At 66.8% G+C, this 26,012-nt stretch carries 25 protein-coding genes and 1 tRNA gene; 8 read left to right on the forward strand and 18 right to left on the reverse strand.

Annotated features, from left to right (window positions below):
• Positions 1–5: 5 nt before the first annotated feature.
• Genes QE494_RS06055 through QE494_RS06090 form a run of 8 tightly spaced genes read right to left on the reverse strand, consistent with a single transcriptional unit; the run spans position 6 to position 8,106 of the window.
• On the reverse strand, positions 6–638 hold the full coding sequence (locus tag QE494_RS06055) for a nucleotidyltransferase family protein (RefSeq protein WP_300042017.1): 633 nt from the start codon (positions 636–638) through the stop codon (positions 6–8).
• A complete protein-coding gene (locus tag QE494_RS06060) occupies positions 635–1,693 on the reverse strand; it encodes an XdhC family protein (protein WP_300042018.1) in 1,059 nt (352 codons plus the stop codon). The genes QE494_RS06055 and QE494_RS06060 overlap by 4 nt, the downstream gene beginning before the upstream one ends.
• Before the next feature lie 5 nt (positions 1,694–1,698).
• Positions 1,699–2,301 (reverse strand): CoxG family protein, encoded by a 603-nt coding sequence (locus tag QE494_RS06065; protein ID WP_300042019.1) that lies wholly within the window; start codon positions 2,299–2,301, stop codon positions 1,699–1,701.
• 31 nt (positions 2,302–2,332) lie between these two features.
• Positions 2,333–3,544 (reverse strand): VWA domain-containing protein, encoded by a 1,212-nt coding sequence (locus QE494_RS06070; protein WP_300042020.1) that lies wholly within the window; start codon positions 3,542–3,544, stop codon positions 2,333–2,335.
• On the reverse strand, positions 3,541–4,431 hold the full coding sequence (locus QE494_RS06075) for a MoxR family ATPase (protein ID WP_300042021.1): 891 nt from the start codon (positions 4,429–4,431) through the stop codon (positions 3,541–3,543). The genes QE494_RS06070 and QE494_RS06075 overlap by 4 nt, the downstream gene beginning before the upstream one ends.
• Positions 4,432–4,436: 5 nt before the next feature.
• Entirely contained in the window at positions 4,437–5,228 is a 792-nt protein-coding gene (locus tag QE494_RS06080) for a xanthine dehydrogenase family protein subunit M (RefSeq protein ID WP_300042022.1), read from the reverse strand.
• 11 nt (positions 5,229–5,239) lie between these two features.
• Positions 5,240–7,627 (reverse strand): xanthine dehydrogenase family protein molybdopterin-binding subunit, encoded by a 2,388-nt coding sequence (locus QE494_RS06085; RefSeq protein WP_300042023.1) that lies wholly within the window; start codon positions 7,625–7,627, stop codon positions 5,240–5,242.
• Positions 7,628–7,638: 11 nt separating this feature from the next.
• Complete coding sequence (locus QE494_RS06090; protein WP_300042024.1) at positions 7,639–8,106, reverse strand: (2Fe-2S)-binding protein; 468 nt, start codon at positions 8,104–8,106, stop codon at positions 7,639–7,641.
• A gap of 405 nt (positions 8,107–8,511) precedes the next feature.
• On the opposite strand from QE494_RS06090, the gene QE494_RS06095 reads away from it, so the two are divergent.
• From QE494_RS06095 to QE494_RS06105, 3 genes are all read left to right on the forward strand, one after another.
• A complete protein-coding gene (locus QE494_RS06095) occupies positions 8,512–8,823 on the forward strand; it encodes a c-type cytochrome (RefSeq protein ID WP_300042025.1) in 312 nt (103 codons plus the stop codon).
• Positions 8,824–8,832: 9 nt separating this feature from the next.
• Positions 8,833–10,104, forward strand: a complete 1,272-nt coding sequence (locus QE494_RS06100) for an NAD(P)/FAD-dependent oxidoreductase (RefSeq protein WP_300042026.1) — start codon at positions 8,833–8,835, stop codon at positions 10,102–10,104.
• Between the two features lie 90 nt (positions 10,105–10,194).
• Complete coding sequence (locus QE494_RS06105; protein ID WP_300042027.1) at positions 10,195–10,503, forward strand: c-type cytochrome; 309 nt, start codon at positions 10,195–10,197, stop codon at positions 10,501–10,503.
• Between the two features lie 60 nt (positions 10,504–10,563).
• Here the strand turns inward: QE494_RS06105 and QE494_RS06110 are convergent, their stop codons facing one another.
• The 4 genes from QE494_RS06110 to QE494_RS06125 are packed head-to-tail and all read right to left on the reverse strand — an operon-like array spanning position 10,564 to position 14,963.
• Complete coding sequence (locus QE494_RS06110; protein ID WP_300042028.1) at positions 10,564–11,322, reverse strand: SDR family NAD(P)-dependent oxidoreductase; 759 nt, start codon at positions 11,320–11,322, stop codon at positions 10,564–10,566.
• Positions 11,323–11,379: 57 nt separating this feature from the next.
• Positions 11,380–12,432 carry a ketopantoate reductase family protein gene (locus QE494_RS06115; RefSeq protein WP_300042029.1) on the reverse strand — a complete coding sequence of 351 codons (1,053 nt, stop codon included), beginning with the start codon at positions 12,430–12,432 and terminating at the stop codon, positions 11,380–11,382.
• On the reverse strand, positions 12,416–13,360 hold the full coding sequence (locus tag QE494_RS06120) for an isoaspartyl peptidase/L-asparaginase family protein (RefSeq protein ID WP_300042030.1): 945 nt from the start codon (positions 13,358–13,360) through the stop codon (positions 12,416–12,418). Before QE494_RS06120 ends, QE494_RS06115 begins: the two co-directional genes overlap by 17 nt.
• Before the next feature lie 4 nt (positions 13,361–13,364).
• Positions 13,365–14,963, reverse strand: a complete 1,599-nt coding sequence (locus tag QE494_RS06125) for an ABC transporter substrate-binding protein (RefSeq protein ID WP_300042031.1) — start codon at positions 14,961–14,963, stop codon at positions 13,365–13,367.
• 299 nt (positions 14,964–15,262) lie between these two features.
• Between QE494_RS06125 and QE494_RS06130 the strand changes: the two genes are divergently transcribed.
• From QE494_RS06130 to QE494_RS06150, 5 genes are read left to right on the forward strand one after another with little or no spacing between them, the layout of a single operon-like run.
• Positions 15,263–15,961, forward strand: coding sequence for a creatininase family protein (locus QE494_RS06130; RefSeq protein WP_300042032.1), 699 nt, complete (start codon positions 15,263–15,265; stop codon positions 15,959–15,961).
• A 42-nt stretch (positions 15,962–16,003) separates the two neighbouring features.
• Positions 16,004–16,975, forward strand: coding sequence for an ABC transporter permease (locus QE494_RS06135; RefSeq protein WP_300042033.1), 972 nt, complete (start codon positions 16,004–16,006; stop codon positions 16,973–16,975).
• A complete protein-coding gene (locus tag QE494_RS06140) occupies positions 16,972–17,838 on the forward strand; it encodes an ABC transporter permease (protein ID WP_300042034.1) in 867 nt (288 codons plus the stop codon). The genes QE494_RS06135 and QE494_RS06140 overlap by 4 nt, the downstream gene beginning before the upstream one ends.
• Positions 17,835–18,902 carry an ABC transporter ATP-binding protein gene (locus QE494_RS06145; protein WP_300042035.1) on the forward strand — a complete coding sequence of 356 codons (1,068 nt, stop codon included), beginning with the start codon at positions 17,835–17,837 and terminating at the stop codon, positions 18,900–18,902. The genes QE494_RS06140 and QE494_RS06145 overlap by 4 nt, the downstream gene beginning before the upstream one ends.
• Positions 18,903–18,912: 10 nt before the next feature.
• On the forward strand, positions 18,913–19,935 hold the full coding sequence (locus QE494_RS06150) for an ABC transporter ATP-binding protein (protein ID WP_300042036.1): 1,023 nt from the start codon (positions 18,913–18,915) through the stop codon (positions 19,933–19,935).
• Positions 19,936–20,121: 186 nt separating this feature from the next.
• On the opposite strand, the gene QE494_RS06155 is transcribed toward QE494_RS06150, so the two are convergent.
• The 6 genes from QE494_RS06155 to QE494_RS06180 form a co-directional block, all read right to left on the reverse strand.
• Positions 20,122–20,197 (reverse strand) — tRNA-Phe (locus QE494_RS06155).
• Between the two features lie 131 nt (positions 20,198–20,328).
• Positions 20,329–21,048, reverse strand: coding sequence for a response regulator (locus QE494_RS06160; RefSeq protein ID WP_300042037.1), 720 nt, complete (start codon positions 21,046–21,048; stop codon positions 20,329–20,331).
• Between the two features lie 63 nt (positions 21,049–21,111).
• Positions 21,112–23,472, reverse strand: coding sequence for an ATP-binding protein (locus QE494_RS06165; RefSeq protein WP_300042038.1), 2,361 nt, complete (start codon positions 23,470–23,472; stop codon positions 21,112–21,114).
• Positions 23,473–23,494: 22 nt separating this feature from the next.
• Complete coding sequence (locus QE494_RS06170) at positions 23,495–24,127, reverse strand: DUF4390 domain-containing protein (protein WP_300042039.1); 633 nt, start codon at positions 24,125–24,127, stop codon at positions 23,495–23,497.
• Complete coding sequence (rsmB, locus tag QE494_RS06175; RefSeq protein ID WP_300042040.1) at positions 24,087–25,439, reverse strand: 16S rRNA (cytosine(967)-C(5))-methyltransferase RsmB; 1,353 nt, start codon at positions 25,437–25,439, stop codon at positions 24,087–24,089. Before rsmB ends, QE494_RS06170 begins: the two co-directional genes overlap by 41 nt.
• Entirely contained in the window at positions 25,436–25,984 is a 549-nt protein-coding gene (locus tag QE494_RS06180; protein WP_300042041.1) for a hypothetical protein, read from the reverse strand. The genes rsmB and QE494_RS06180 overlap by 4 nt, the downstream gene beginning before the upstream one ends.
• Between the last annotated feature and the right edge of the window lie 28 nt (positions 25,985–26,012).

The raw sequence follows: 26,012 nt of genomic DNA on the forward strand, positions 1-26,012 counted from the left end.
CTTTTTCAGTGGGCTGTGGTTCGGGCGGACGCCAGGGCGTCCAAGTCTTCGGGGGTATCCAGGTCGTGGGTGTAGTGCGGGTTGTCCACCGACCACAAGTGTACGGATTTGGGGTGCGCAGCGCGCCACTGGCGCAGGCTGGGGGGATGGGGCTGCGCCGGATCGCCGAGGTCTGCGCGCACCCCGGCATCGAACAGGACCGGGTGGCCCGGCTGGCCCTTGACCATTGGCACCTGCACCCGCGTGCCGGTCGGACGCTGCTGATAGGCGCGCAGCGCCTCGCGCAGGTCGTCGGCGTCGATCAGCGGCTGGTCGGCCAGCAGCACGGCCACTTGCTGGACTCGGGGCGACAGGGCCTGCAGGCCCGCGCGCAAGGAGGAGGCGGTGTCTTCTTCGGGATGGGGGTTGACGACGCAGCGCGGGCGCAAGGCCTGCGGCAGTTGCCCGAGATGGGCGCGAATCGCCGCTTCATGATGGCCCAGGACGATCACCCGATCAGAGGCCTGCGCGCCCAGCGCATCGAGCTGGCACATCAGGCGCTCGATCAGGCTCATGCCGCCGAGCGTGATCAGGCACTTGGCGACACCGCCCATACGGGTGCCCGCGCCAGCAGCCAGGATGACAAAGCCAGTGGTCATGCGCGTACGCCGCAGACAGGCCCGTCGGCGTCGGCCGGGGCTTGAGTTTGGAGGGGGTCGACGCTCTGCGCGTTCTTGGCGCAGGCCACATCAAGATCGCGGGGCAGGGTCACATCGTTTTTGACCGCCAAGACCTCGGCCATGATGCTCACGGCAATCTCGGGTGGGGTCTTGCTGCCGATATAGACGCCAATGGGGCCGCGCAGTCGCGCGAGGCTTTGCTCGGTCTGGTCGAAGTGCTCGATCATGCGGACGCGGCGAGCCTCGTTGTTGCGTCGCGAGCCGATGGCCCCGACATAAAACGCGGGCGTCTCCAGGGCCTCCAGAAGGGCCAGGTCGTCCAGCTTAGGATCGTGGCTGAGGGCGATCACGCAGGTGCGGCGGTCGACCCGAAACTCGCGCACCACATCGTCGGGCATGCCGGTCAGCAGCGTCACGCCGGACAGTTGCCAGGACTTGCGGTATTCCTCGCGCGGGTCGCACACACACACGGCAAAGCCACAAAACTGCGCCATCGTCGTGAGGTACTCGGCCAGTTGGCCCGCGCCGATCAAGAGCATGCGGTACTCAGGCCCGAAGGTGTTGCGCACGAACGCGCCTTCATCGTGCAGGGCGGCTGGGGTGTGGGTGGGGCGCAGTTGAACCACGCCGTCGGCCATGGACAGGTGCCGCTCCATCAGCTGGCCCTCCGACAAGGCCTGCACGAGATCGGCCAGCGCGCGGGTGTCGGGGTTGAACTCAATGACCAGTTCCAGGGTGCCGCCGCAGGGCAGGCCAAAGCGGTGGGCCTCATCGGCCGTGATGCCGTAGCGCGCGCGCTGGGGCGGGCCCTCGCCAATCGCCTGGGCCCGGCTGTAGCGGTCAATCAGGTCGTCCTCGATGCAGCCACCCGAGACCGATCCGACGACGGCGCCCGTCTCGCACAAGGCCATGATCGAACCCACCGGACGCGGCGAAGAGCCCCAGGTGCGCACGACGGTGACCAGCAAGGCCCGCAGCCCTTGGGCGCGCCACCCGTGCAAGGTCCGCAGGACAGTGACATCGAGGTTTTCCATGGTGATCAGCCCCGCGCCATGAAGATCAGGCCGCAGGCCACACCCACCGCGACGACGACCCAAAGCCAGGTGGGTACGGCGGGCAGGCCGTCAGCGGGCGATGCCGCCGCGGCACCCGCCGGTGCCTCTGCGTTCTGGACCCCGGCGCCTGTGTCTGCCGCCGGGTAGCGGCGTTGCAAGGCCTCATCGAAGCGACGGAAAAAATCTTCAGCCAAGGACTTGGCGGCGCCGTCGATCAGGCGCTGCCCGAGCTGGGCGAGCTTGCCACCCACGGTGGAATGCACGGTGTAGCGCAACTCGCAGCCGTCGTCCGTCGGTAGCAGTTGTACCGCCGCCCGGCCCTTACCAAAACCGGCCACACCGCCTTGTGCGTCGAAGCCCAGGGTGTAGGACTGCGGAGCGACGATGTCGCTCAGTTGTACCCGTCCGTTAAAGCGGGCCGCGACGGGTCCAATCTTGATGGCCGCCGTCATGTTGTAGGCGTTTGCGTCGCTGGCCTCGAAGCGCTCGCAGCCCGGGATGCAGGCCTTGAGCATCTCAGGGTCGTTGAGGGCCTGCCAGGCTTGTTCTCGGTTGACGGCGAGCATTCGGCTGCCTTGCATGTCCACGGGGTGTCTCCAGTCGTGCAGTGCACAGGGGTCAAGGGGTCAGAGCGGGCCGGTCAGTGTTCGACCCGCTTCGTCCCATCAAGTCGGCCAGGGCGCGGGCCAGGTCGTGCAGGTGGCTCAGATTGTGGACCGCCAGCATCCCGTCGGCGTGCCGATGCAAGACCTGCGCGCCACTGGCCAGGGGGACATAGCCTTCGTAACGAAGCAGCGGATTGAGCCACATCAGCTTTCGGGTGTGGCGCCCCAGCCAGGCCAGCTCTTGATCGAGCGTGGCTGGCTCGCCGGTATCCAAGCCGTCGGTGATCAGCAGCACCACGGTGCGCCGACCCACCAGGCAACGCGCGTGCTGCTGGCGCAGTTGTGCGAGTGAGGCACCCAGCCGGGTGCCGCCAGCAAAATCGTCAATGGCCTCATTGGCCAGGGCCAGCATCTGGTCGGAGTCGCGCAGACGAAACGCCGGACGCAGATCGGTCAGGCCCGTGCCAAAGGCAAAGGCGGCGCGTGGTGCGCCTCGCGTGGCCTGATGCAAAAAGGCCAGCAGCAGGCGCGCGTAGCGCTCCATTGAACCGGAGACATCGACCAGGACCAGCAGCGGCAGGGGCTGCTGGCGGCGGGTCAGGCGCGGCAGTTGCAGCAGCTCGCCATCGTGGCGGCGCGCCTCTTGCAAAACCCGTGGCCAGTGCAGGCGCTGGCCACGCGGGCCGACCCGGTGGCGCCGCGCAGGCACGGGTGGCAGGGGCAGGGGAATGTCGCGCACCAGGCGCTCGACCAGCCGGAACTCGCTGGCTGACAACCCCTGGAAGTCCGCATGCCGCAGTCGCTGTTGCTCGCTGGCGGTCATGGCGGCATCCAGGCGCAGTTCGCTCTCGCCAGAGGGCGCGGTCTGGCGGGGCTTGAGTGCAGCCAGGGTCAGGGCTTCCTGCACCCGCGCCTTGCGCCGGGGCGGATGGGCCTGACCGGCCTTGGGCAGCATCTGCGACAGCAGCTGCTGCGCCAGCTCCGGGTTGCGGAAGAAGGCGTCGAACATTTCATCGAACACACCCAGGTCTTGCTGGCGGCTCACCATCACCGCCGCCAGGGCGGCGCGCAGATCGTCCTTGCGCGACACCCCTACCGTCTGCGCGGCCTGCACCGCCAGGGTGATGCGGCTGCTGTCGACCGCCACGCCGGCGCGGCGCAGGGCGCGTCCGAAGGCAGTGAAATGTTCTGGCAGCTTGCCGCTGCGGGCGTCGCCAAGGATCACTGCACCTCCAGCAACTGGTCCATCAGCGGCTGCAGGGCCGCCACATCCTCGCGCTGTTTGAACAGGATGCCAGCGGTGTCCTGGATCACTTCCGGGTCCAGGGTGAGGGTGTCGAGGGCCACCAGGGCCTTGGCCCATTCCACGCTTTCGGCGATGCCGGGGCTGCGCTGGAAGGCGTTGGCAAAAGGTTGGCTGCGCAGGCGCGAGACAAACTGCGTGACTTGCTCGGTGAGGGCGGCGCTCGCCTCGGGTACCTGGCTGCGGACGATGGCCAGCTCGCGTTCGCGCTCGGGGTAGTCCAGCCACTGGTACAGACAGCGTCGCTTGACCGCGTCGTTGAGGTCGCGGGTGCGGTTGCTGGTCAAAAGGGTCAGGGGCGCGGCCACCGCGCGCACGGTGCCCAGCTCGGGAATACTGACCTGGTACTCGCCCAGGTACTCGAGCAAAAAGGCCTCGAAGGGTTCGTCAGCGCGGTCGACCTCGTCGATCAGCAGCACAGCGCCCGGGGCGGGAGCTTCCAGGGCCTGCAGCAGCGGTCGCCGGATCAGGTAGCGCGCCTGGTAGATCTCGCGCTCGATCTCGTCGGGGGCAGCGCTGGCCTGTGCGGCGCGCATCCGAAGCAACTGGGCAGCATGGTTCCATTCATAGAGCGCCTCGCGCTGCTCCATGCCGTCATAGCACTGCAGGCGCAACAGCGGCCGGCCCAGCACCTGGGCCAGGGCCTTGGCCAGCTCGGTTTTGCCCACGCCCGGTTCGCCCTCCAGCAGCAGCGGTCGCTGCAGCCGCATGGCCAGGAAAACGGCCGTCACCAGCTGCCTCGGCGCGTGATAGCCCGCCCCTTCGAGGGCGCGGGTGAGGTCGTCGATGGTGCTGTGGGGCGCGGGCACTCGCTCTATCCGTTCGCCTGCCGCACCGCGGCTTGCGTCTGGACCTTCACCAAGTGCGCGCGGTAGGCCGCACTGGCGTGCAGGTCGCCGCTGAAGTCAGCGGCATCGATGGCCACACCAGCCACTGCCTCCGGGGTGAAGCTTTTGCTCAAGGCCGCCTCAAGTCCGGCATGCCGGCACACACCGTTGCCGCCGCCAGTGATGGCCACCCGCACTCCGCTGGCGGTGTGCGCCACGAACACGCCCAGCATCGCGAAGCGGGAAGCGGGCTGCCGGAATTTGGCATAGGCCGCCTTGGCGGGAATGGGAAAGCGGATGGCGGTGATCAGCTCACCGGGCTCCAGGGCGGTGGTGTAGAGGCCCTGGAAAAAAGCGTCGGCGGCGATCTCGCGCCGGTCGGTGACGACCGTTGCACCCAAGGCCAGAACTGCGCTGGGGTAGCAGGCGGCCGGGTCGTTGTTGGCGACCGAGCCCCCCATCGTCCCCATGGCCCGCACCTGGCGGTCGCCAATGCCCTCGGCCAGGGCTGCAAGCGCGGGCAGGTGCTTGCGCACTTCGGCACTAGCCGCCACGTTGGCGTGGGTGGTCATGGCGCCGATGACCACCTGCTTGCCATCGACCTGGATGCCGCGCAGTGCGTCGATGCCGCCCAGATCGACCAGGTTTTCAGGCCGCAGCAGGCGCTGCTTCATGGAGGCGATCAGGGTCTGGCCTCCGGCCAGGGCCTGCGCGCCGCCAGCGGTCAGGCGCTTGGCGTCGGCCAGAGTCTTGGGCTGTTCAAGAGTGAAGGCGTACATGCTGTGTCTCCTTACTTGCTTGCCTGGGCCGTCTGGATGGCTTGCCACACGCGGTGCGGGCTGGCGGGCATGTCCAGGTCTTTGACCCCCAGGGGGGCCAGGGCGTCGAGCACTGCGTTCATGACCGCAGGCGGTGCGCCGATGGCACCGGCCTCGCCGCAGCCCTTGGTACCCAGGGGGTTGGTGGTGCAGGGGGTGACCACATGGCCGAGTCGGAACTCGGGCACATCGTCTGCGCGCGGCATGGCGTAGTCCATGAATGAACCGGTGACCAGCTGCCCCGTTTCGCGGTCGTAGACGCAGTGCTCGAGCAGGGCCTGGCCGATGCCCTGCACCAGCCCGCCGTGTACCTGGCCCTCGACGATCATGGGGTTGATGATGGTGCCGAAGTCATCGACTGCAGTGAAGCTGTCGATGCGCACCACTCCGGTGTCGGGGTTGACTTCAACCTCGCAGATGTAGGTGCCGCCGGGGAAGGTGAAGTTGGTTGGATCGTAGAAGGCGGTTTCGTTGAGGCCCGGCTCAAGCTTGTCCAGCGGGTAGTTGTGCGGCACATAGGCGGTGAGCGCCACCTGGCCAAAGGTCACCTTTTTGTCGGTGCCCTTGACGGTGAACTCGCCGTTGGCGAACTCGACGTCACCATCGCCAGCCTCCATCAGGTGGGCCGCGATCTTCTTGGCCTTGGCCTCGATCTTGTCCAGTGCGCGCATGATGGCGGCTCCGCCCACGCTGATCGACCGCGAGCCGTAGGTGCCCATGCCAAAGGGCACGCGCCCGGTGTCGCCGTGCACGATGTCTACTTGGGACGGGTCCAGCCCGAGGCGGGCAGCCACCACCTGGGCAAAGGTGGTTTCGTGGCCCTGGCCGTGGCTGTGCGAGCCGGTGAACACCGTCACGCTGCCCGTGGGGTGTACCCGCACCTCGCCGCACTCAAACAGACCAGCGCGCGCGCCCAAGGCACCAGCGATGTTGCTAGGGGCAAGTCCGCAGGCCTCGATGTAGCTGCTGTAGCCGACGCCGCGCAGCAGCCCCTTGGCCTTGGAGGCCGCCTTGCGCTGGTCAAAGCCTGCTGCATCGCCGAGCTCACGGGCCTGCTTCATGCACGCGTGGAAGTCGCCGGTGTCGTATTGCAGGGCCACCGGCGTCTGGTAGGGGAACTGGGTGATGAAGTTGCGACGACGGATCTCGTCTTGCGACAGGCCGGTCTCCCAGGCCGCGCGGCTGACGATGCGCTCGATCAGGTAGGTTGCCTCAGGTCGGCCTGCGCCGCGGTAGGCGTCGACCGGCGAGGTGTTGGTGAACCAGGCGTCCACCTCGACATAGATCTGCGGGGTGGTGTACTGGCCGGCCAGGAGCGTGGCGTAAAGAATGGTGGGTACTGCGGTCGAGAAGGTCGACAGGTAGGCGCCCAGGTTGGCATCGGTGTGCACCCGCAAGGCGAGAAACTTGCCGTCCTTGTCCAGGGCCAGCTCACCGTGGGTGACGTGGTCGCGGCCATGGGCGTCGCTGAGGAAGGCCTCTGAGCGGTCGCAGGTCCACTTGATGGGGCAATTGAGCTTTTTGGCCGCCCAGGTCAGGCACACATCTTCGGCGTAGAGATAAATCTTGGCGCCAAAGCCACCCCCCACGTCGGGGGCGATCACGCGCACCTTGTGCTCGGGCAGGCCCATGACGAAGGCCGTCATCAGCAGCCGCTCGACGTGCGGGTTTTGGTTGGACACATAGAGGGTGTAGTCGTCCCCCGCACGGCTGTAGCTGGCGATGGCCGCGCGCGGCTCCATCGGGTTGGGAGCGAGCCGGTTATTCACCAGGTCCAGCTTGGTGATGTGGGCGGCGTTCTTGAAGGCCGCATCGACGCCGGCCTTGTCGCCGATGGCCCATTTGTAGCAATGGTTGCCCGGGGCGGCGTCATGCAATTGGGGCGCGTCCCGCTTCATGGTGTCACGCACATCGACAACGGCGGACAGCGGCTCGTAGTCGACCTCCACCAACTCGGCGGCGTTCTTGGCGTTCTCCAGGGTGTCGGCGACGACCATGGCCACGTGGTCGCCCACATAGCGCACCTTGTCTAGAGCCAAGATGGGGTGGGGCGGCTCTTTCATGGGTTGGCCGCTGGTATCGGTGATCAGCCAGCCACAGGGCAGGCCGCCGATCTTGTCGGCGGCGACGTCCTTGCCATCGAGCACCCCCACCACGCCGGGCGCCTTGAGCGCTGCGGACTTGTCAACCTTGCGGATGGCGGCATGTGCATGCGGTGAGCGCACGAAGACCGCGTGATGCATGTTGGGCAACACGATGTCGTCGGTGTACTGGCCCGCGCCCGTGAGGAAGCGGTAGTCCTCCTTGCGGCGCAGGGACTCGCCGATATGCGGCAGCTTGGAAAGATCAGTGGCACCCATGATGTGTCTCCTCAAGCTTTCATGGCGGCAGCACCTTGCTGCACGGCCTTGACGATGTTCTGGTAGCCCGTGCAGCGGCACAGGTTGCCCTCGAGCTGCTCACGGATCTGGGTGGCATCGGCCTTGGGATGGCGCTGGCACAGATCGATCGCACTCATCACCATGCCCGGCGTGCAAAAGCCGCATTGCAGGCCGTGGCACTCCTTGAAGGCCGCTTGCATCGGGTGCATGGTGCCGTCGGCGGCAGCCACGCCCTCGATGGTGGTGACCTCATGCCCTGCCACCTGGGCCAGCAGCACGTTACAAGACTTGATGGCTCGCCCGTCGACCAGCACGGTGCACGCGCCGCACTGTGCGGTGTCGCAGCCCACATGGGTGCCAGTGAGGTGGAGGTGTTCGCGGATCGCCTGGACCAAAAGGGTGTGGGGCGCCGCATCGACGGCCACGGCCTTGCCGTTGACCTTGAGTGCAACCTGCATGCTTGTCTCCTTGCCGGTTTTGTGAAGGGCTTTGGGAACCCTTAGTGGATCACGCCGACCGCGGCGTGATTTGAGGGATAACCCTGCATGGCCCGATGAGGCCAGCGCCTCCTGCGCAAATGTGTCGTCGGTCATCTTCAAATCCTGCAGGCACAGGGCGTCGACCGGCTCGGCGGCCAAACCGTCCAGCACGTTGCCGGCGGGCGATGAGGGAATTGACGTTCAAGATGGCAAGCCTCATGGGGTGGCCCCGTTCAGGGGGCAGCTTGGGCAGGGCGGCTGGTGATCCCCCGCGCCCTCGGGGCTTTAGACTTGCGACTCAAGAACTGCGACCCTGTTGACGAGTGGCCCCCTGCCCCACCCCACATCGTCAGACGGGCTTGCGTTCTACGTCGGAGGACATCGATGAAGACCGCGATTCAAACCTTGACTCTGGGCGCTTTGCTCGGAGTAGCCGGCTGGGTCCAGGCCCAGGCACCCGACCCGCTGCAGATCCGCAGCTGGGCCGCGTCCTGCGCCAACTGCCACGGCACGGACGGCCGTGCACAGCCCGGCATGGCATCGCTGGCGGGCGCCTCCAAGGACGACATGGTCAAGAAGATGCTGGACTTCAAGGCAGGCCGCCGGCCTGCAACCATCATGCACCAGTTGGCCAAGGGCTATTCCGACGACCAGATCGAAGCCATCGCGGCCTATTTCGCTGCTCAAAAGAACTAAGGGGATCCCATGACGCGTCGTCACTTCCTCCGCGCCGGTGCTGCAGCCGGTGTTATGGGTTTGACGGGCTATGCCACCGCTAGCGGTGGCTCGGGCCCCAAGGTGGTGGTCGTCGGTGGCGGCTATGGCGGCGCCACGGCCGCCAAGTACGTGCGCATGTGGTCGGACTACAGCGTCAACGTCACCCTGGTCGAGTCCAACACGGCCTTTGTGTCTTGCCCGATCTCCAACCTGGTCATTGGCGGCAGTAAAACGATCGCCGATGTCACCACGCCCTATGACAACCTCACCCAGCGCCATGGCGTGCGGGTGGTGCGCGATGTTGCCGCCTCGATCGACCCGGACAAGCGCATCGTCAAGCTCGCAAGCGGCGCCGAGCTGCCCTACGACCGCTTGATCCTCTCGCCAGGCGTCGACTTCATCTACGACGGCTTGCCCGGCCTGACCCGCCCTGGTGCGCAAGACCGCGTGCTGCATGCCTGGAAGGCTGGCGCGCAGACGGTGGCACTTCGCAAGCAGCTCGAGGCCATGCCCGATGGCGGCGTGTTTGCCATGGCCATTCCGCTGGCGCCTTATCGCTGCCCCCCAGGCCCCTACGAGCGCGCTTGCATGGTGGCCAGCTACTTCAGCAAGGCCAAACCCAAGAGCAAGGTCCTGATCCTTGATGCCAATGAGGACGTGACCTCCAAGGGGCCTTTGTTCAAGAAGGCCTGGGCAGATCGCTACAAGAACATCATCGAGTACCAGCCCAGGCATACGCTGACCGACGTCGATGTGGCAGGCAGCACGCTCAAGTTCGAGTTCAACGACGACGTCAAAGCCGCGGTCCTCAACGTGCTGCCGCCCATGCGCGCCGGCGACATCGCCGTCAAAACGGGTTTGGCCACGGCCAACAAGCGCTGGTGCGAGGTGGACTTTCTGACCTTTGAGTCCAAGGCGGCCAAGAACATCCATGTGCTGGGTGACGCCATCCAGGTGGCGCCAGCCATGCCCAAGTCCGCGCACATGGCCAACCAGCATGGCAAGACCTGCGCTGCGGCGGTGGTGGCCTTGTTGGCAGACAAGCCGGTCAACCCGCTGCCGATTTACAACAACACCTGCTATAGCTTTGTGAGCGACGAGGAGGTGGTGCATGTGGCCAGCGTCCACCGCTATGCCGCAGCCCAAAAGACCATGCTCACGGTGGCCGGCTCGGGCGGTGTTTCATCAGCGGCCAGCGAGCTCGAGGGCCAATACGCCATGGGCTGGGCCCGCAATATCTGGGCGGACACCTTGGCATGAAGCGCGGGAAAACCCGACATGGGTCTGCACGCCCCTAACCCACAGTTAACATCAGTCGTCGCTCAGCTATTTGATGTGAGGAAACATTCCATGAACAAGTCCATCGTCCTGGGCTGCCTGGCTCTGGCGCTCTCAGCGCCTGCCTGGGCCAGCCTGGCCCTGTCCCAGAAAAACGCCTGCGCCTCCTGCCACGCCGTCGAGCGAAAGCTGATGGGCCCTTCCTACCAAGAAATTTCCAAGCGCTACACAGGCCAAGCCGACGCCGAAGCCATCTTGGCCAAGGGCATCAAGGCGGGTGGTACGGGCAAATGGGGCCCCGTGCCGATGCCGGCGCAGCCCTCGGTCAGCGAGGCCGACGCCAAGACCCTGGCCGCCTGGATTCTCGGCGGCGCCAAGTAAGCGGGTGCGGTTGGCGGCAGGTCTCTGAGGCCACCCAGTGGCTTAGCAGCAGACCCTTCGTCAAGACCGTCCGCCGTCCACACTGATCACTTGACCGCTCACCCAGGCCGCATGGTCGCTGGCGAGGAACGCGGCGGTCGAAGCGATGTCTTGGGCCGTGCCGAGGCGGCGCGTGTGAATGGATTGCATCAGGCGCTGCTGACCCTCGGCGCCATAAGCCTCCCACTGAAGCTGCGTCGACGGATTCGACAACACGAACCCGGGGGCAATGGCGTTGGAGGTGATGCCGTGGGGCCCAAGGTCTTGCGAGAGTTGCTTGGCCAGCCCCACCAGCGCGTGCTTGGCGGCCGTGTAGGCCTGGATGCCCGTCAAGCTCGGTCGCAGCCCTGCGCCAGAGGTGATATGAATCATCCGCCCCCAACCCGCCGATTGCATCGCAGGCGCGCAGGCCTGGGCCATCCAGAAGGCACCGTGGATGTTGGCGTCGAACACAGCTGACCAATCCGCCTCCGTGATGGACTCGATTGGACGCCCGACCTGACCGCGCACGCCACCGGCGCCATTGACCAGGATATGCAAACGACCGCCTGTGCGCTTGAGCGCCTCGGCCACCGCGCCTTGGGCAGCGTGGCGATCGGCGATGTCGAAGATGTGACAGGCCAGGCCGTGCGCCCGCGCAAAGGCCCCGGCCCGATCGCCATCGATGTCGGCCACCTGCACCTCCGCCCCACAAGCCTTCAACTGAAGCGCAATCGCTTGGGCAATCCCCTGGGCCGCACCGGTCACCAGGGCCACTCGGCCGGTCAAATCAATCTGCATGGCAGCCTCTGCGCGTAAAAGGAGCAGGGGGAGTACAGGTCCATGCGGGCGCCGGCATCAAGCGCACACATCCATCAAGGACTGCAAGGTCTCGCGCGACATCTCCCGCCGCCCGTCTTCGATGTCATGGATCAACGCGACCAGCCGCTCGATGGCCGGCGTGGCCACGCCCACCTCGCGGCCCAGCTCGCCGATCATGCCGATCTGCGGATCGACCTCGGTCTTGCGCTTGCGCACAGCCAGGTCGCGCCAGATGCCTGAGTGCGTCTTGCTGGTCTTGGCATTGAAGGCCGCCAGCGCCGCGATGGTTTCGCGGGCACCCGACTCGGGCGCACCCGGGTAGAAGGCGCGTGGATCAAACCCGTTGAATCCGATGGGCGTGACGCCCCGCTCGAGGGCCACAGCCATGACTTCACGCGCCAGGGTGTCAAAGGCCTTGAAGCGCGCAGGATCGGCGAAGTTCGCGGTCATGGAGTCGGGTGTCAGCGCGGTGGCGAAGAGCATGGCACCGTAGGCCAGCTTGCCCCACAGGTATCCCCAGATGTTTTCGGTCAGAACGGCATCGGGATCAAAGACCTGCAACAGGGCATGCATCTGCCGTGTGCGGGCGCGCAAGCTTCCGTCGACCTCGCCCACCACGACGGCCCCGCGGTTGCCGTAGAGGATGTCGCCGGGGCCGTGCCAGTCAGCCCCGAAGTTGACAAAGCAGCCCATCACCCGCTCGGCGCCCAGCAGGCGCGACAAGGTGATTTCGTTCAGGCCGTTCTGCGCGGAGAGCACGAAGCCGTCGTCGCGCAGATACGGAATGAGCGCCTGCGCTGCAGCTTCCGTCGCCTGAGCCTTGACCGCCAACACGATGCGCGAATAGCGGCCCTTGAGCGCCTGCGGTGTGCTGCCGGGCACGCGCTGCTCGAAGCTGGCGACCGGGCCATGGATCTTCAGCCCGTGCTCGGCGCTCAAGCGGACATGCTCTGCATCGATGTCCACCATGTGCACGGGGATGCCAGCACGGGCCCAATAGGCCGCCAGCGTGCCGCCGATGGCCCCACCGCCCCAGACCAAGACGGGGTCGTCAGCGGTGACGAATCCGAGATCAGCAGTGCCCGACATCAAACACCTCTTCATGCGTGGCCACGCAAATCCGGCCCTCGCCGGTGATCCAGCCGCGGGCCATCCCCCGGGTGTTGAAGGGGGCGTGGACGGTGCCGTCTGCACCCAGGCTAACCAAGCCCGCGCCAATCCCGTGCCCCGACATCGTCTGATGAACCAGATGATCGCCCGCTTGCGGCAGCGACTGCCCGGCGTACTCCATGCGGGCGCACAGGTCGTAGGCCACGGCATGACGGATGAAGAGTTCGCCCATGCCGGTGCAGGAGACGGCGCACACACCATCACGCGCAAAAGTACCGGCCCCGATGATCGGCGAGTCGCCCACTCGCCCCTGAGGCTTGTCGTTGAAGCCGCCGGTGGACGTGGCCGCGGCCAGCCCACCGCGAGCGTCGCGCGCCACGGCGCCCACCGTGCCATGACGGTCGGCCTCCGTGATCGGCCGGATGGCTCCGCCGGCCTTGCCGGCCTGGATGTCGGCCAGCGCCTTGACCCGCCGAGGGGTCGTGAAGTAGGTGTTGTCGACCATGGCCAGACCCTGCGCCTGCGCATAGCGGTCGGCCGCTTCGGCACTGAGCAGCACGCAACCCGAGTGCTCCATGACGGCACGTGCAGCCAGGATGGGGTTGCGCACACGCCGAACGGTGCACACCGCGCCGGCGCGGCCCTGGGTGCCTTCCATGATGGAGGCGTCGAGCTCGTGCTCGGCCTCGTGCGTCAACGCGGCGCCGTAGCCGGCATTGAAGTGCGGGCTGTCCTCCAGCACCACCACCGCTGCCTGCACGGCATCGACGGCGGGCCCACCCGCAGCCAGGATGGCCCAGCCGGCACGCAAGGACTGGGCGAGATGCGCGCGCACCTCCTCCCACTCGGCGGCGGGCAGCAGCTCAGGCGCGAGCGTGCCACAGCCGCCGTGGATGGCGATCTCCATCAGCTCAGCGTGCTGGGCGGATGTTCATCGCCATCGTGTCCTCGTCCACACGCGGCGTGATCTTGACCTTGTCTTTCTGCATGGCCCAAGCGGAGGCGATGGCCACGACGGGGATGCGCGAGCCATCCTGCACCAGCAGTTCATTGGCCTGCTCCAGCAGCGAACGGCGCTTGTCTTCGTTCATCTCCACGGCCGCATCCTGCAGGAGTTTGTCCATCACCGGGTTCTTGTAGCCGATGACGTTGAAGGCCCCCATCTTGCGGTCCTTGTCATTGGAGTGCGCCACCGAAGACAGCGTGTAATGCGACTCGCCCGTCAGCGTGCCCCAACCGGCCATGGACATCGAGTAATCGCCTCGCGTACGAGCCGGGAAGAAGACGGCCACAGGCTGGGCGTTGGCCTGCACGTCGATACCCACACCGGCCAGCATCTGTGTGACCGCCGTTCCCACCTGGCGATCGCCGGGCAGGCGGTCGTTGGTGAAGCTGAAGACGATCTTGAAACCATTCGGGTAGCCGGCTTCGGCCAGTAGCCGCTTGGCGCCCGCCGGGTCCACCTTGGAGGGCTGAACTTTTTTGCTGAAGCCAAAGATGCTGGGTGTGACCATCTGGTAAGACGGCTTGCCCAAGCCTTCCATCGCCACCTCCGCCAGGGCATTGCGGTCAATGGCCATGTTGATGGCCTGGCGTACCCGAGCATCCTGCAGCGGGTTTTTGGCCAGCTTGCTGCCATCCTTGGCGGTGATCTGAGGCGAGTTGTCGCGCAGGTCCAACTCGATGTTGAAGACGTAGACGGTCTCGATCGTCTCCACCGTGAGCTTCGGGTCACGCTTGAGCGACGGCACATCCGCCGCCGGCACCCGCACGATCAGGTCGAGCTGACCGGCCTTCAACTGAGCGACGCGGGCGGCGTCGTTGGGGATCTCCTTGCGCACATGACGCGCCCAGGGCTCCTTGGGACCCCAGTAGCCGTCGAAGCGGTCAAGTACCAGTTGATCCTTCGGTGTCCAGGAGACGAACTTGTAGGGCCCGGTGCCAACGGCGGCCTTGCCGGAGTTGAAAGCCGCGTTCGCCGTGTCCCGGGTCAGGCCCGCAGCCGCCTTGCTCGAAACGATGAACAAGCGGATGAAGTCATACGGGAGGGTGGGCGCGGGGCCGTCGGTCTGCACGCGCACCGTGTACGGGTCCACCACCTGCACCATCTTGACGCGGCGGACATAGATCGTCGTCGGGTTCGGGCCGGAGACCATCGGGATGCGTTCGATGGAGAACTTCACGTCCTCGGCGGTGAAGTCGGATCCATCGTGGAACTTGACACCGCGACGCAGCTTGAATTCCCAGGTCGAGGCGTCCACAGCGCGCCAACTCTCCGCCAGCCTTGGCTGCACCTCCAGGCCGTTGCCCGACCAGGTGAGGGTGTCGAACACATGCTTGAGGGCTTCGGCCTGAGTCCCGGCGGCGGTGAAATGCGGGTCGATGGAGTCAGGACCGGCGCGCACACCGATGGTGAGGGTCTGGGCAGCCACCGGCAGGGCGAGCGCCATGCCCAGCGAGCATGCGGCCAGCAGGCGGGACAGACGGGATCGAGAGGGCAAGAGATACATCGCGAACCTTTTATTGATTGGGGTAAACCCAGCCCGCCAAGCCGGACACAAACGACCCACTTGGCGCGGCAGGAGCCTGCTAGTCACTTTGAGGAGCACGACGGTGCATGTCAATGGGATTTCCACCCATCGCGCCCTGGGTGGGGCTGCAGCGCCCCGCCTCTCCTGGGCACAAGCATGCGCGGCAGCGACGCGCCATCCGGGTGAACGCGAGGTGTCCGGCAGCGCTCGCTTTGCTAAATTAGACCGCTTGGAAACCCCTGCAGAAGGTGCAGGAGCGACCCCTCAAAAGGATACCCATGCGCATCGCCGAGACGAACTGGATGCAGGTCGAAGAGTACCTGCGCCACGACGACCGCTGCGTGCTCCCCATCGGCAGCACCGAGCAGCACGCCTACCTAAGCCTGTGCGTCGACCTGATCCTGTCGGAGCGCGTGTCGGCCGACGCAGCGCAGCCGCTGGGCGTGCCCGTGTTCCCCGTCGTGCCCTACGGCATCACGCCGTACTTCGCCGACTTTCCGGGCACGGTGTCGTTGCGCGTTGGCACCTACATTGCGCTCATCGAAGACATTCTGGAAAGCCTGCGGCAAAGCGGCTTTCGTCGGGTGCTGGTGGTCAACGGCCACGGGGGGAACAACCCGGCCCAGGGCTTCATCAGCGAGTGGATGGGCCGGCGGCGGGATATGCGGGTGCGTTTTCACAACTGGTGGAACGCCCCCAAGACCTGGGCCCATGTGCAACGCATTGACCCCGCGGCCTCGCATGCCAGCTGGATGGAAAACTTCCCCTGGACCCGCTTGCCTGGCGTGACGATGCCAACCGGTGCCAAGCCGGTGGTCGACTACGCCAAGCTGCAGATGTCCAGCCCGGCGCAAGTGCGGGAGCTGGTGGGCGACGGCAACTACCACGGCCTGTACGAGCGCCCCGACCACGAGGTACTGGCGCTGTGGGAAACCGCCGTGCAGGAAACCCGATCGCTCATTGAAGGCGGCTGGTGAGACACGCACGACGTCGCGAGCTTCAGCCGCGTCAGGATTGATATGCTGGGATTGCTGATCAGCCGTCTTATCCAGGCCTGCCTGGTGATGCTGGTCATTTCGGTGCTCGTCTTCGTGGGCGTTTACGCGGTCGGCAACCCGATCGACGTGTTGATTGGCCCGGATGTCACCCAGGAGATCCGCCAGCAGACCATCGAACGGTATGGGCTGAATCAACCCTTGTGGCTGCAGTACCTGGCTTTTCTCCAGCGCCTGCTGGTCGGCGATCTCGGCACCTCCTTCGTTTTCAACATGCCCGTGTTGAGCCTGATCCTGAGCCGCGTGCCTGCCACGTTGGAGATCGCCCTGCTGGCTGTCTTGGGAGCCACCCTGATCGGCGTGCCCATCGGCATGCTCGCCGGGTGGCGGCCGCACCATCCGCTGTCGCGGCTGGCGATGGGGGTGTCGGTGCTCGGCTTTTCTGTGCCCACCTTCTGGATCGGGCTGGTGCTGATCCTCGTGTTCGCGGTCTGGTTGGGGTGGCTGCCGGCAGGCGGGCGAGGGCCTACGCTCGCCTGGTTCGGTATCGAATGGAGCGTGCTCACGCTCGAGGGCTGGAAGCACCTGTTGCTGCCAGCGGTCAATCTGGCTCTCTTCAAAATGGCACTGATGATGCGACTGGCGCGCGCGAGCACGCGCGAGCTGATGCTCAGCGACACGGTGCGGCTGGCGCGCGCCACCGGGCAATCCGAGGCCACCATCCTGCGCCGGCATGTGCTGCGGCTGATCTCCATCCCCATCGTCACCGTCTTCGGACTCGAGCTGGGCGCCACCCTGGCGTTTGCCGTGGTCACTGAGACCATCTTTTCCTGGCCCGGTGCGGGCAAGCTCATCATCGACTCCATCCAGGCGCTGGACCGGCCCGTCATGGTGGGCTATTTGATGCTGGTGGCCTTGCTCTTCACCACCATCAACCTCGTTGCCGATTTGCTGTACGCGCTGCTCGATCCGCGCTTGAGGAGTCGACGCACATGAGGCTGGACCGCTTCTGGATGGAATACCGAGACAACCGGATCGCCGTCGTCGCGCTGGTGGTTGCCCTCCTGATGATGGCCGCAGCGCTCGCCGCGCCGTGGATCTCACCGCAGGACCCCTATGACCTCGCAAGCCTGCGACTGATGGACGCGCGCAAGCCGCCAGGGCATGTGAATGCAGAAGGAACCACTTACCTCCTTGGCACCGACGCGCAGGGCCGCGACGTGCTGTCGGCCATCCTGCACGGCCTGCGCCTGTCCATCCAGATCAGCCTGATCGCCGGCGCCATTGCCTTCTCGCTCGGAGCGACGCTCGGCGCCACCGCTGCGTTCGCGGGCGGAAGATTCGAGTCGGTGATCATGCGCATCGTGGATCTGCAGCTGTCCTTCCCGGCCATCCTGCTGGCGCTGGTGATTTCCGCTGCCCTCGGTCAGGGGCGCTGGCAGATGATTGCCGCGCTCGTGGCCGCGCAATACGCCTACTTCGCCCGCACCACGCACGGCGCCGCCGCGGCCGAACGCAGCAAGGACTACGTCGAGGCCGCCCTGTCCACGCCGCTGCCTGCCTGGCGGGTGGTGATGCGCCACATCCTGCCCAACTGCCTACCCCCGCTGATCGTGGTCGGTACCGTTCAAGTGGCCAACGCGATCTCGTTGGAAGCCACGCTGTCCTTCCTCGGGTTAGGGCTCCCTGTGACCGAGCCCTCGCTGGGCATGTTGATTGCAAACGGCTTCCAGTACCTGCTGTCGGGGCGTTACTGGATCTCCATCTACCCCGGCATCGCGCTCATTTTGCTCATCGTCTCCATCAATCTCGTCGGCGACCAGGTGCGCGACCAGTTCAACCCAAGGCTGCGGCGATGAGCGAGGCCACGCAGCTGTCGTCAGCGCCGGGGACTGCCGTCGACGGGCTCGAGCCGGTCATGTCGGTGCGGGATCTGCGTACGCATTTCGAGCAACGCCACGCCACCCTCAAGGCGGTGGACGGGGTGAGCTTCGACCTGTACGCGGGAGAGACCGTCGGTCTAGTGGGCGAGTCGGGCTCGGGCAAGAGCGTCACCGGGTACTCGCTGCTGGGTCTGATCGACGCGCCGGGGCGCATTGTCGGCGGCTCGGTTCACCTGGCTGGACAACAGCTGGTAGGCCTTGACGCCGCCGGTCTGCGAGCCGTGCGGGGCCGCCAGTTGGCGATGATCTTCCAGGACCCGATGGCCACGCTCAATCCGGTGCTGACCATCGGCGCCCAGATGCAACTGGCCCTGCAGGCCCACGGACGTATCCCCGAGGCCCAGGCGCGCGCGCGCTGCGTCGAGGTGCTGCGCCAGGTGGGCATCCCCGACCCGGAGCGACGACTACAGGCCTGGCCGCACCAGTTCTCCGGCGGCATGCGCCAGCGGGTGGCGATCGCCATCGCCTTGCTGCACAAGCCCCAGGTCATCGTCGCCGACGAGCCGACCACCGCCTTGGACGTCTCGATCCAGGCGCAAATCCTCACCGAGATCCACCGTTTAGTCCAAGACAGCGGCACCGCACTGCTGTGGATCAGCCACGATCTCGCCACGGTGGCGGCGATCGCGAGGCGCGTGCTGGTCATGTACGCCGGGCGCATCGTCGAAGAAGGGCCGACGCGGGCGGTGCTCCATGCCCCGCGACACCCGTACACCGCCGGCTTGCTCGGATCGCTGCCGCAATCGTCGACGCCAGGCCAGCCCCTGGCCCAGATTCCCGGCTCGCCTCCGCCCTTGGATGCACTGCCAGCGGGCTGCAGCTTCGCAGATCGTTGTCCCCATGCCCAGGCACGCTGCCGGGAGGAGGCGCCCCCGCGCGTGAGCGACGGTGACCGCGCATGGCGTTGCCACTTTCCGCTGCATCTCGCAGATGCCGAACCACGCGCTTCCGGCGCTTCTGGCGCTTCCGGCACCCGCTGATCGCTACACCATGAAGTCCGATTCCGCGCCCATCCACCTCGAGGCCCGTGCGGTCTCACGCCGCTTCGAATCGCCCCCCGGCTTGAGCGAACGCGTCGCCGGCTGGTTCGGCACCGCCCCTCTGCCCAGCGTGGTGCGGGCGGTCGACCTGGCCGACCTTCAGGTGCGGCGCGGCGAGGTGCTGGGGCTGGTGGGCGAATCGGGCTGCGGAAAGAGCACGCTCGGGCGCATGATGGCCGGGGTCTTGCCACCGAGCGCAGGCGAAATCCTGCTGGGGGGACAGCCCGTCATGGCGCCCGGCCCCCGAGGCCGCAAGACCACCTCACGCGTGCAGATGATCTTTCAGGATCCGTTCGCCTCGCTGGATCCGCGCATGCGCATCGGGGAGGCCTTGGCCGAAGGGCCACTTGCGCATGGTCTTGTGAACGCCGCTGGATCAGCCGCCTACGTCGCCCAGTGGCTGCAGCGTGTGGGCCTGCCGGCCGAGGCAGCCCAGCGCTACCCCCATCAGTTCTCGGGGGGGCAGCGGCAACGAATCGCCATCGCCCGGGCACTGGCCATGCAGCCCGACACCCTGATCTGCGACGAACCCGTGGCGTCGCTGGATGTGTCGATTCAGGCCCAGGTTCTCAACCTCTTCCTGCAGCTGAAGGCCGACCTGTCGTTGACGATGGTCTTCATCAGCCACCATCTGGGCGTCGTGCGCCATCTCTGTGATCGTGTGGCGGTGATGTACTTGGGGCGGATCGTCGAGGTCGCACCCGCCGACGCGCTCTATGCACATCCCCGCCACCCGTACACGCGGGCCCTGCTCGACAGCGTGCCGCGGCTTGATCTCCACAGCGAATCCGACGTCATCGCGCTGCCGGTCCCGATCCAGGGTGAGCTGCCCTCACCGCTGGCACCGCCGCCGGGCTGTCACTTCCATTTGCGCTGCCCGCAGGCGCAGGCGCAATGCCGCCAAGACGCCCCCGCCGTGGAGTTGGTCTCGGCGCAGCACCGCGTGTCGTGTCACCGGTGGCGGGAGATTTGACTGAAGCCGCCAAGCTGGAGCGCCTGCGGACTTCTGGGCGCCACATCTGGAACGGTGATGGCCACAGACGGGGAGCGCACGCGGGGAGCACACGCGAGGGGCACATGCGCAGTGCCTGCAAGACCGTCGGGCGCAGGGCTGGTGCAAATGAAAACGCCCAACCGATAGAGGTTGGGCGTGGAAGGGTGGTGGCCTGGGGCGGAATCGAACCACCGACACGCGGATTTTCAATCCGCTGCTCTACCAACTGAGCTACCGGGCCAGAGCGGCGGAGTATAGCAGACGCATTTCAGACCGGGCCGCAGGGAGGGACCCTTCCGTGCTTCTGAAGCCAGAACTGGCAAATGCGGACCGAGGCCCCCGGATGGCGCGCCTTGAACGGCGGCCCGTGGTTCAGCCGCCGCTGCGCCGACCACGCGACAGGTCGACCCCGAGCTGCTTGAGCTTGCGATAAAGATGCGTGCGCTCGAGGCCGGTCTTCTCGGCCACGCGGGTCATGGAGCCCCCTTCACGCGCTAAATGAAATTCGAAGTAGCACTTCTCGAATTCGTCACGTGCGTCGCGCAGCGGTTTGTCGAGGTCGAAGGTCTGCTGCGCCTGCGGGCCCAGGTCGGCCATGGCGGGCACACCCTGACCGCCGGTCATGGCGCTCTCGACGGTGAGCTCACCGACCGGAAGCGCCGCCGCGCCGGCAGGGGCTGGGGCAATAGCACCCCCCGGCCTGCGGACGCCTGCGGCCGGTACGGGCGCCTGGCGATTGAGGCCCGCCTCCACCGCTTTGAGCAGCTTTTGCAGGGTGATGGGTTTTTCGAGGAAGGACTGGGCACCGATTTTAGTGGCCTCGACCGCGGTCTCGATGGTGGCGTGGCCACTCATCATGATGACGGGCATGGTCAAAAGGCCGGTCGAGGACCACTCTTTGAGCAAGGTGACGCCATCGGTGTCTGGCATCCAGATGTCCAGCAGCACCAGGTCGGGCTGGGCCTGCTGCCGCAGGGCACGGGCCTGGGAGGCGTTCTCGGCCAACTCGACTTGATGACCCTCGTCATTCAGGATTTCGGAGAGCAGCTCGCGGATGCCGTGCTCGTCGTCAACCACCAGGATATTTGCCATTTTGAAAAGCGATGCCTACGCGTCAAGCCCAAGTCCCACGCACGGCCCGAATCGGAATTGATGTCAGGCCGCAACGCTGAATGATAGCGAGACTTGTGCCCCCGCCAAACGGCCGTCCTCGAGACGGTTCTTGAGGTCGATACGGGCGCCATGCTCGTCAGCGATTTTCTTGACAACGGCCAGTCCCAGGCCAGTGCCCTTGGCCTTGGTGGTGACGTAGGGCTCGAAAGCACGCTTGAGAATGTGCTCGGGGAACCCGCCGCCACTGTCATTGACCACCAGCCGCACCCGGTTGGAGCCTTCGTTCCACTGGGTGCGCAACACCACCTCGTGGGGGCCGGCGCTAGCTGACACCGTATCGGTTGCGTCCTGCGCGTTTTGCAGCAGGTTGTGGATCACCTGCCGCAGCTGCATCGCGTCGCCCAGGATGGCCGGGCAGGCTGGGTCGAGCTCGAGCCGGACGGGAACCAGGGCGGCAGACGAGGCAGCGCCCGCGTCGCCGATTTCGCGGCCATAGAGCTGCAGCACGTCGTTGACCAACTCGTTGAGGTCGACTGGCCGAAGTTCGGCTGCGGGCAGGCGGGCATAGTCGCGGAACTCATTGACGAGCCGCTTCATCGCGTCGACCTGATCGACGATGGTCCGGACCGACTTGGCCAAGATGACGCGTTCGGGCTCGGCCACCTTGCCCTCGAGCTTCATCGCGAGCCGCTCGGCCGAGAGCTGAATGGGGGTGAGCGGGTTCTTGATTTCGTGGGCCAGCCGGCGCGCCACCTCGCCCCAGGCCCGCGCGCGCTGGGCGGAAACAATTTCGGAGATGTCGTCGAGCACGAGCAGGTGCGCGCTGCGCCCGCCGGCGTCAGCGGGCATGTCGGCCCCGCGCACGACCACGGTCACCGCCTCGTGGTTGCCCAGTGGCGAGCCTGGCATGTGGCCGCCGAGCTCGAAGGATTGCTGCCAGTGGTCCAGGCCGTGTTGGCGGTCGGCGTGGTACTCGTCAAAGCGCCGGGTGACTGAGTCGCCGAAGGCCTGCAGGCCCTCCACCTGGGCCAGCGGCTTTCCCACGCAGGCGGCCAGGGGCGCCCGCAGGATGCGGGTGGCACCTGGGTTGCACGAGAGGATGCCGCCCTGATCATCGAGCACGATGATGCCGGCGGTGAGGTTGTCGAGGATGGTTTGCAGGTTGGCGCGAGCGGCATCGACCTGGCCGATGCTGCGGTCGACAGCGGCACGGGCATCGGCCAGCTGCTGCGTCATCTGCGCAAAGGAGCGGGTGAGCCCACCAAGTTCGTCCTTGCCTTGCAGCACTGGCTTGGGGCTGAGGTCGCCGGCGGCCACCTCGCGCACACCCGCCGCCAGCAACAGCAGCGGCCGCGCCAGGGAGTTACCCAGGACAACGGCCAGCAAGATGGCGCCGAACACTGCCAGCACGAGGCTGAGTGTGAGCGTGCCGATGTACATGCGGCGCAGGCCCTCGCGGCCCAGTGCGCGCTCCTGGTATTCGCGGTTGGCCTCCTGCACCGCGACTGCGTTGGCGACCAGGCTGGTGGGCAGGGGCTGGGTCACCTCGAGAACCCGCCCATCGGACAACAAGCCCAAGGTCGCTGGCGGCGCCAGCACCAGCACCCGCACACGGGGCGCGATCGCGGGAGCAGCGCCTGACGCGCCTGCGACACTCGCCTCCTCCAGGCCTTCGATGGCCGAGAACGTGCGCTGGATACGGACTGCACGCAGTTGGCTGGAGGTGAGCCGGTCGGGTGCCAGCTGGAAACTCAGCGGGCCGGCGCCGGCAACCAGCTGACCCGAACCGCTCCAAAGATTCACTTCACCCGCCCCCAGTTGGTCACGTAAGCGCTCGAGCACCAGGCCCGCTCCCGCGTCGGACACGCCCGAAAGTTGAGCGGCAGCATTTCGGGTCTTGCTGACAAGGTCGCCCGAACGGGCGTCGAGGGACGCGCGGCCCAGGCTCAGGCCCGCATCGAGCGCACCTTCGACCTTGACGTCAAACCAGCTCTCGATCGAGCGCGAGACGAACTGGTAGGACACGACGTAAATGAGCAGGCCAGGCGCCAAGCCCACCAGAGCGAAGATGAGGGCCAGCCGCACGAGTAGGCGGCTGCCGAATTTGCCGCGCCGCAGGCGCGAGAGGAGGCGAACGCCCATCCAGGCGATAGTGGCCAGCAGCATGGCGGCGGCCACCACATTGACGATGAACAGCGTCTGGTAGTTGCGCTCGTAGAGATCGCGGTTGTCGGTGGCTTGGGCCAGCAGGAACAGCAGCACGATGCCGAGGGCTGCGATGACCGCCGCTCCGACCGCCACCGCCCACTGGAAGACGCGGGAGTTGCGCACCCGGGGCGCCAGCCGCGCCGGGGGTGCCGAAGCCGGCGCGGTCGGGTCAAGGGCGCGATCGGGCTCGGTCATGGACAAGCGACGCGGTCCGCGCTCAGCGGGCTGGTTCAGGGTTCAGCCGCACGCTGCGGCTGGCGTCGAGGCCCGCGTCTTCTTGCCCGAGTGCGCCGATTTGCACGGGGCGAGGGAGCTGGGCGAGATCGAGGCGAAAGCGCAGGGTGACGGTGTAGCGGGGCGCTGCGCCGATCTCGGGCCCGTCGGCGATCTTCCAGCCGCCGATGCGCTCGATGGCAGCCATCGCCTCCTCGCGAGATTCGAAGGACTGGCCGAGCGCGGCGCCAGTGCTGGTGATCGGGCTGTTGGAGACCAGCAGGCGCCAGCGCCGGGTGAGCGGGTGGAAGGCCAGGCGCAGGTGGCGGGTGGCGCGGGCAACTTCTTTGTCGGTCCAGTACCAGCGATCGCGAAATATGGCGGCCTCGGCAAGAAAAAAGAGCGGCAGGCCCTTTTGCAAGGCGTCATCAAGCTGGGCTGGCAGGTCGATGCGGATCTGGGCAGACAAGACAACGCCCTCGGCCACCCGCTCGGCGCTCAAGGAGGTGATCTCAGTCGCGGTGGCAGGTCCGGGCAACAAGGTCAGGAGCGGGGCCAGCAGGAGCACGGCCAAGGCTAGCAGCCTGTGCAGCCGCTCAAACCCGTTTGTCCAGGCGCGCGAAATAGAAGCCGTCATACTCACCAGACTGATTTTCCGGGACGGATGTCGCGATTGCACTGGCTTGGGGCAGCAAATGGCCTGGCGCGGCCTGCAAAACCGCCTCGGTGTTGTGCGCAACAAACGAACGGATGCGGGCCTCGCCCTCGGCGCGGAATACCGAGCAAGTGCAATAAAGGAGGCGGCCCCCCGGTGCCAGCAGGGGCCAGAGCGCCTCGAGCAGCCGGGTCTGGGCCTGGGCCAGGGCATCGATGTCCGAGGCCCGGCGCAGCCAGCGCACGTCCGGGTGGCGGCGCACGATGCCCGAGGCGGTGCAGGGCGCGTCCAGCAAGATGGCATCAAAGGCTTGGCCGTCCCACCAGTCCTGCGGGCGGGCGGCATCGGCGGCCAGGATCTGGGCTTGCAGGCCCAGGCGCGCCAGGGTCTGGGTGATGCGCTCGCAGCGCAGCGGGTCCACGTCCAGGGCAATCACCTGCGCATCGGCACGCTCGAGCAGGTGGGCGGTCTTACCGCCCGGGGCGGCGCAGGCGTCCAGAATGCGCAGCTGGCGTCCTACTGGGGGCGGGGGCAGGCCCTCCAGTAGCAGGGGGGCGGCCATCTGTGCCGCGGCGTCCTGTACCGAAACCAGGCCCTGATCGAAGCCGGGCAGGGCCTGGACCGGGCACGGGTTGGCCAGCACCAGGCCGTCTTCGCCGACCCGACGGGCCAACAGGCCGGCGTCGGCCAGGCAACGCTGATACGCATCGGGCGTAGACCTTCGGCGGTTGACCCGCAGCGTCATCGGCGGTGCCTCGTTGCCGACCCTCAGGAGGGCCTCCCAGTGCTGCGGGTGGTCGGCCTGCAGGCGGCGGATCCACCAGTCCGGATGGTTCCAGCGGGCCACCAGGTCGGTGTCGGTCGCCGCCACGAGCAGGTCCCGCTCCCGAAGGAATCGCCGCATACAGCCGTTGACGAAAGCCGACTGGGGCGCGGTGGCCCGGCTCCGCTTGGCCGCCTCCACCGCCTGGTTCACCAGGGTGAAGGGTTCGTAGGGCGCCGAGGCCGGGTCCCAGGCCAGGGCCAGGGCGGTGCACAAGAGTGCGTCCACCGCCGGTGGCGGCGGGCGACGGGCCAGGAGGGTGCGCAGGGCCTGCGCCCGACCGAGCTGGCGCAGCGCCTGAAAGGCCAGGGACTGGGTACCCGCGCGTAGCTCGGCGGGTACCGCAGCCAGCGCCGGCGTGGCCGACTGCCCCTGACGCACCGCCTGCACGACACGCGCGGTCGATTGCAGCAGCTGCCACAGCGGGGGCGCAGGCGTGGGCCCGGCGGAGTGAGTGCGCGCCTGCGTCAAAGGTGACGCCCGCGCCGGAAGCTGAAAGTCCAAGCGATCAAAACGGCGGGGAATTGGGTGATGGCGCGGTTATACCGGTCGACGGCCGCGTTGAACTGGCTCCCGATCACGTCGGCTTGCTTGAGCCGCAGGGCTCGCTCGGTGCTCACGGGTTCCGGCAGCTGCGGGCCGGCCAGGTCGTGAGCGTCCTGGCGTTCGGCTTGGTCCCAGGCACGGGCCCAGCGCTCGCCAGCCAGCCGAACCGCAGCGATGCGCTCGCCGTCGAGCGGCCGCGCGCGCGCCGCGACCAAAGCTGCGGTCAGCTCGGAGGAGGCCTCACGGATGGGCGCGAGGAATTTTTCGGAGGGCTGCTGTCGGTCCTCATCCTGCGGATTGAAACCTGCCAGCATGTCGTCGACCAGGCGGGCCAGAGGCTGCAGCTCCCCGTCGACCGCGGCGAAAGAGGTGTTGACCTCCGAGCGCAGCCGGACCAGCCGGTTGTAGGCGCCCACGGCCCAGGCCACGCCGACCACGGCGAGAGCCCAGAGCAGAAGGGAGTCACTCATGGCACAAGCTTAACAAGGTCGAAACGCT

This window comes from Ramlibacter sp., assembly GCF_029866045.1.
Classification (GTDB): Bacteria; Pseudomonadota; Gammaproteobacteria; order Burkholderiales; family Burkholderiaceae_C; genus Ramlibacter.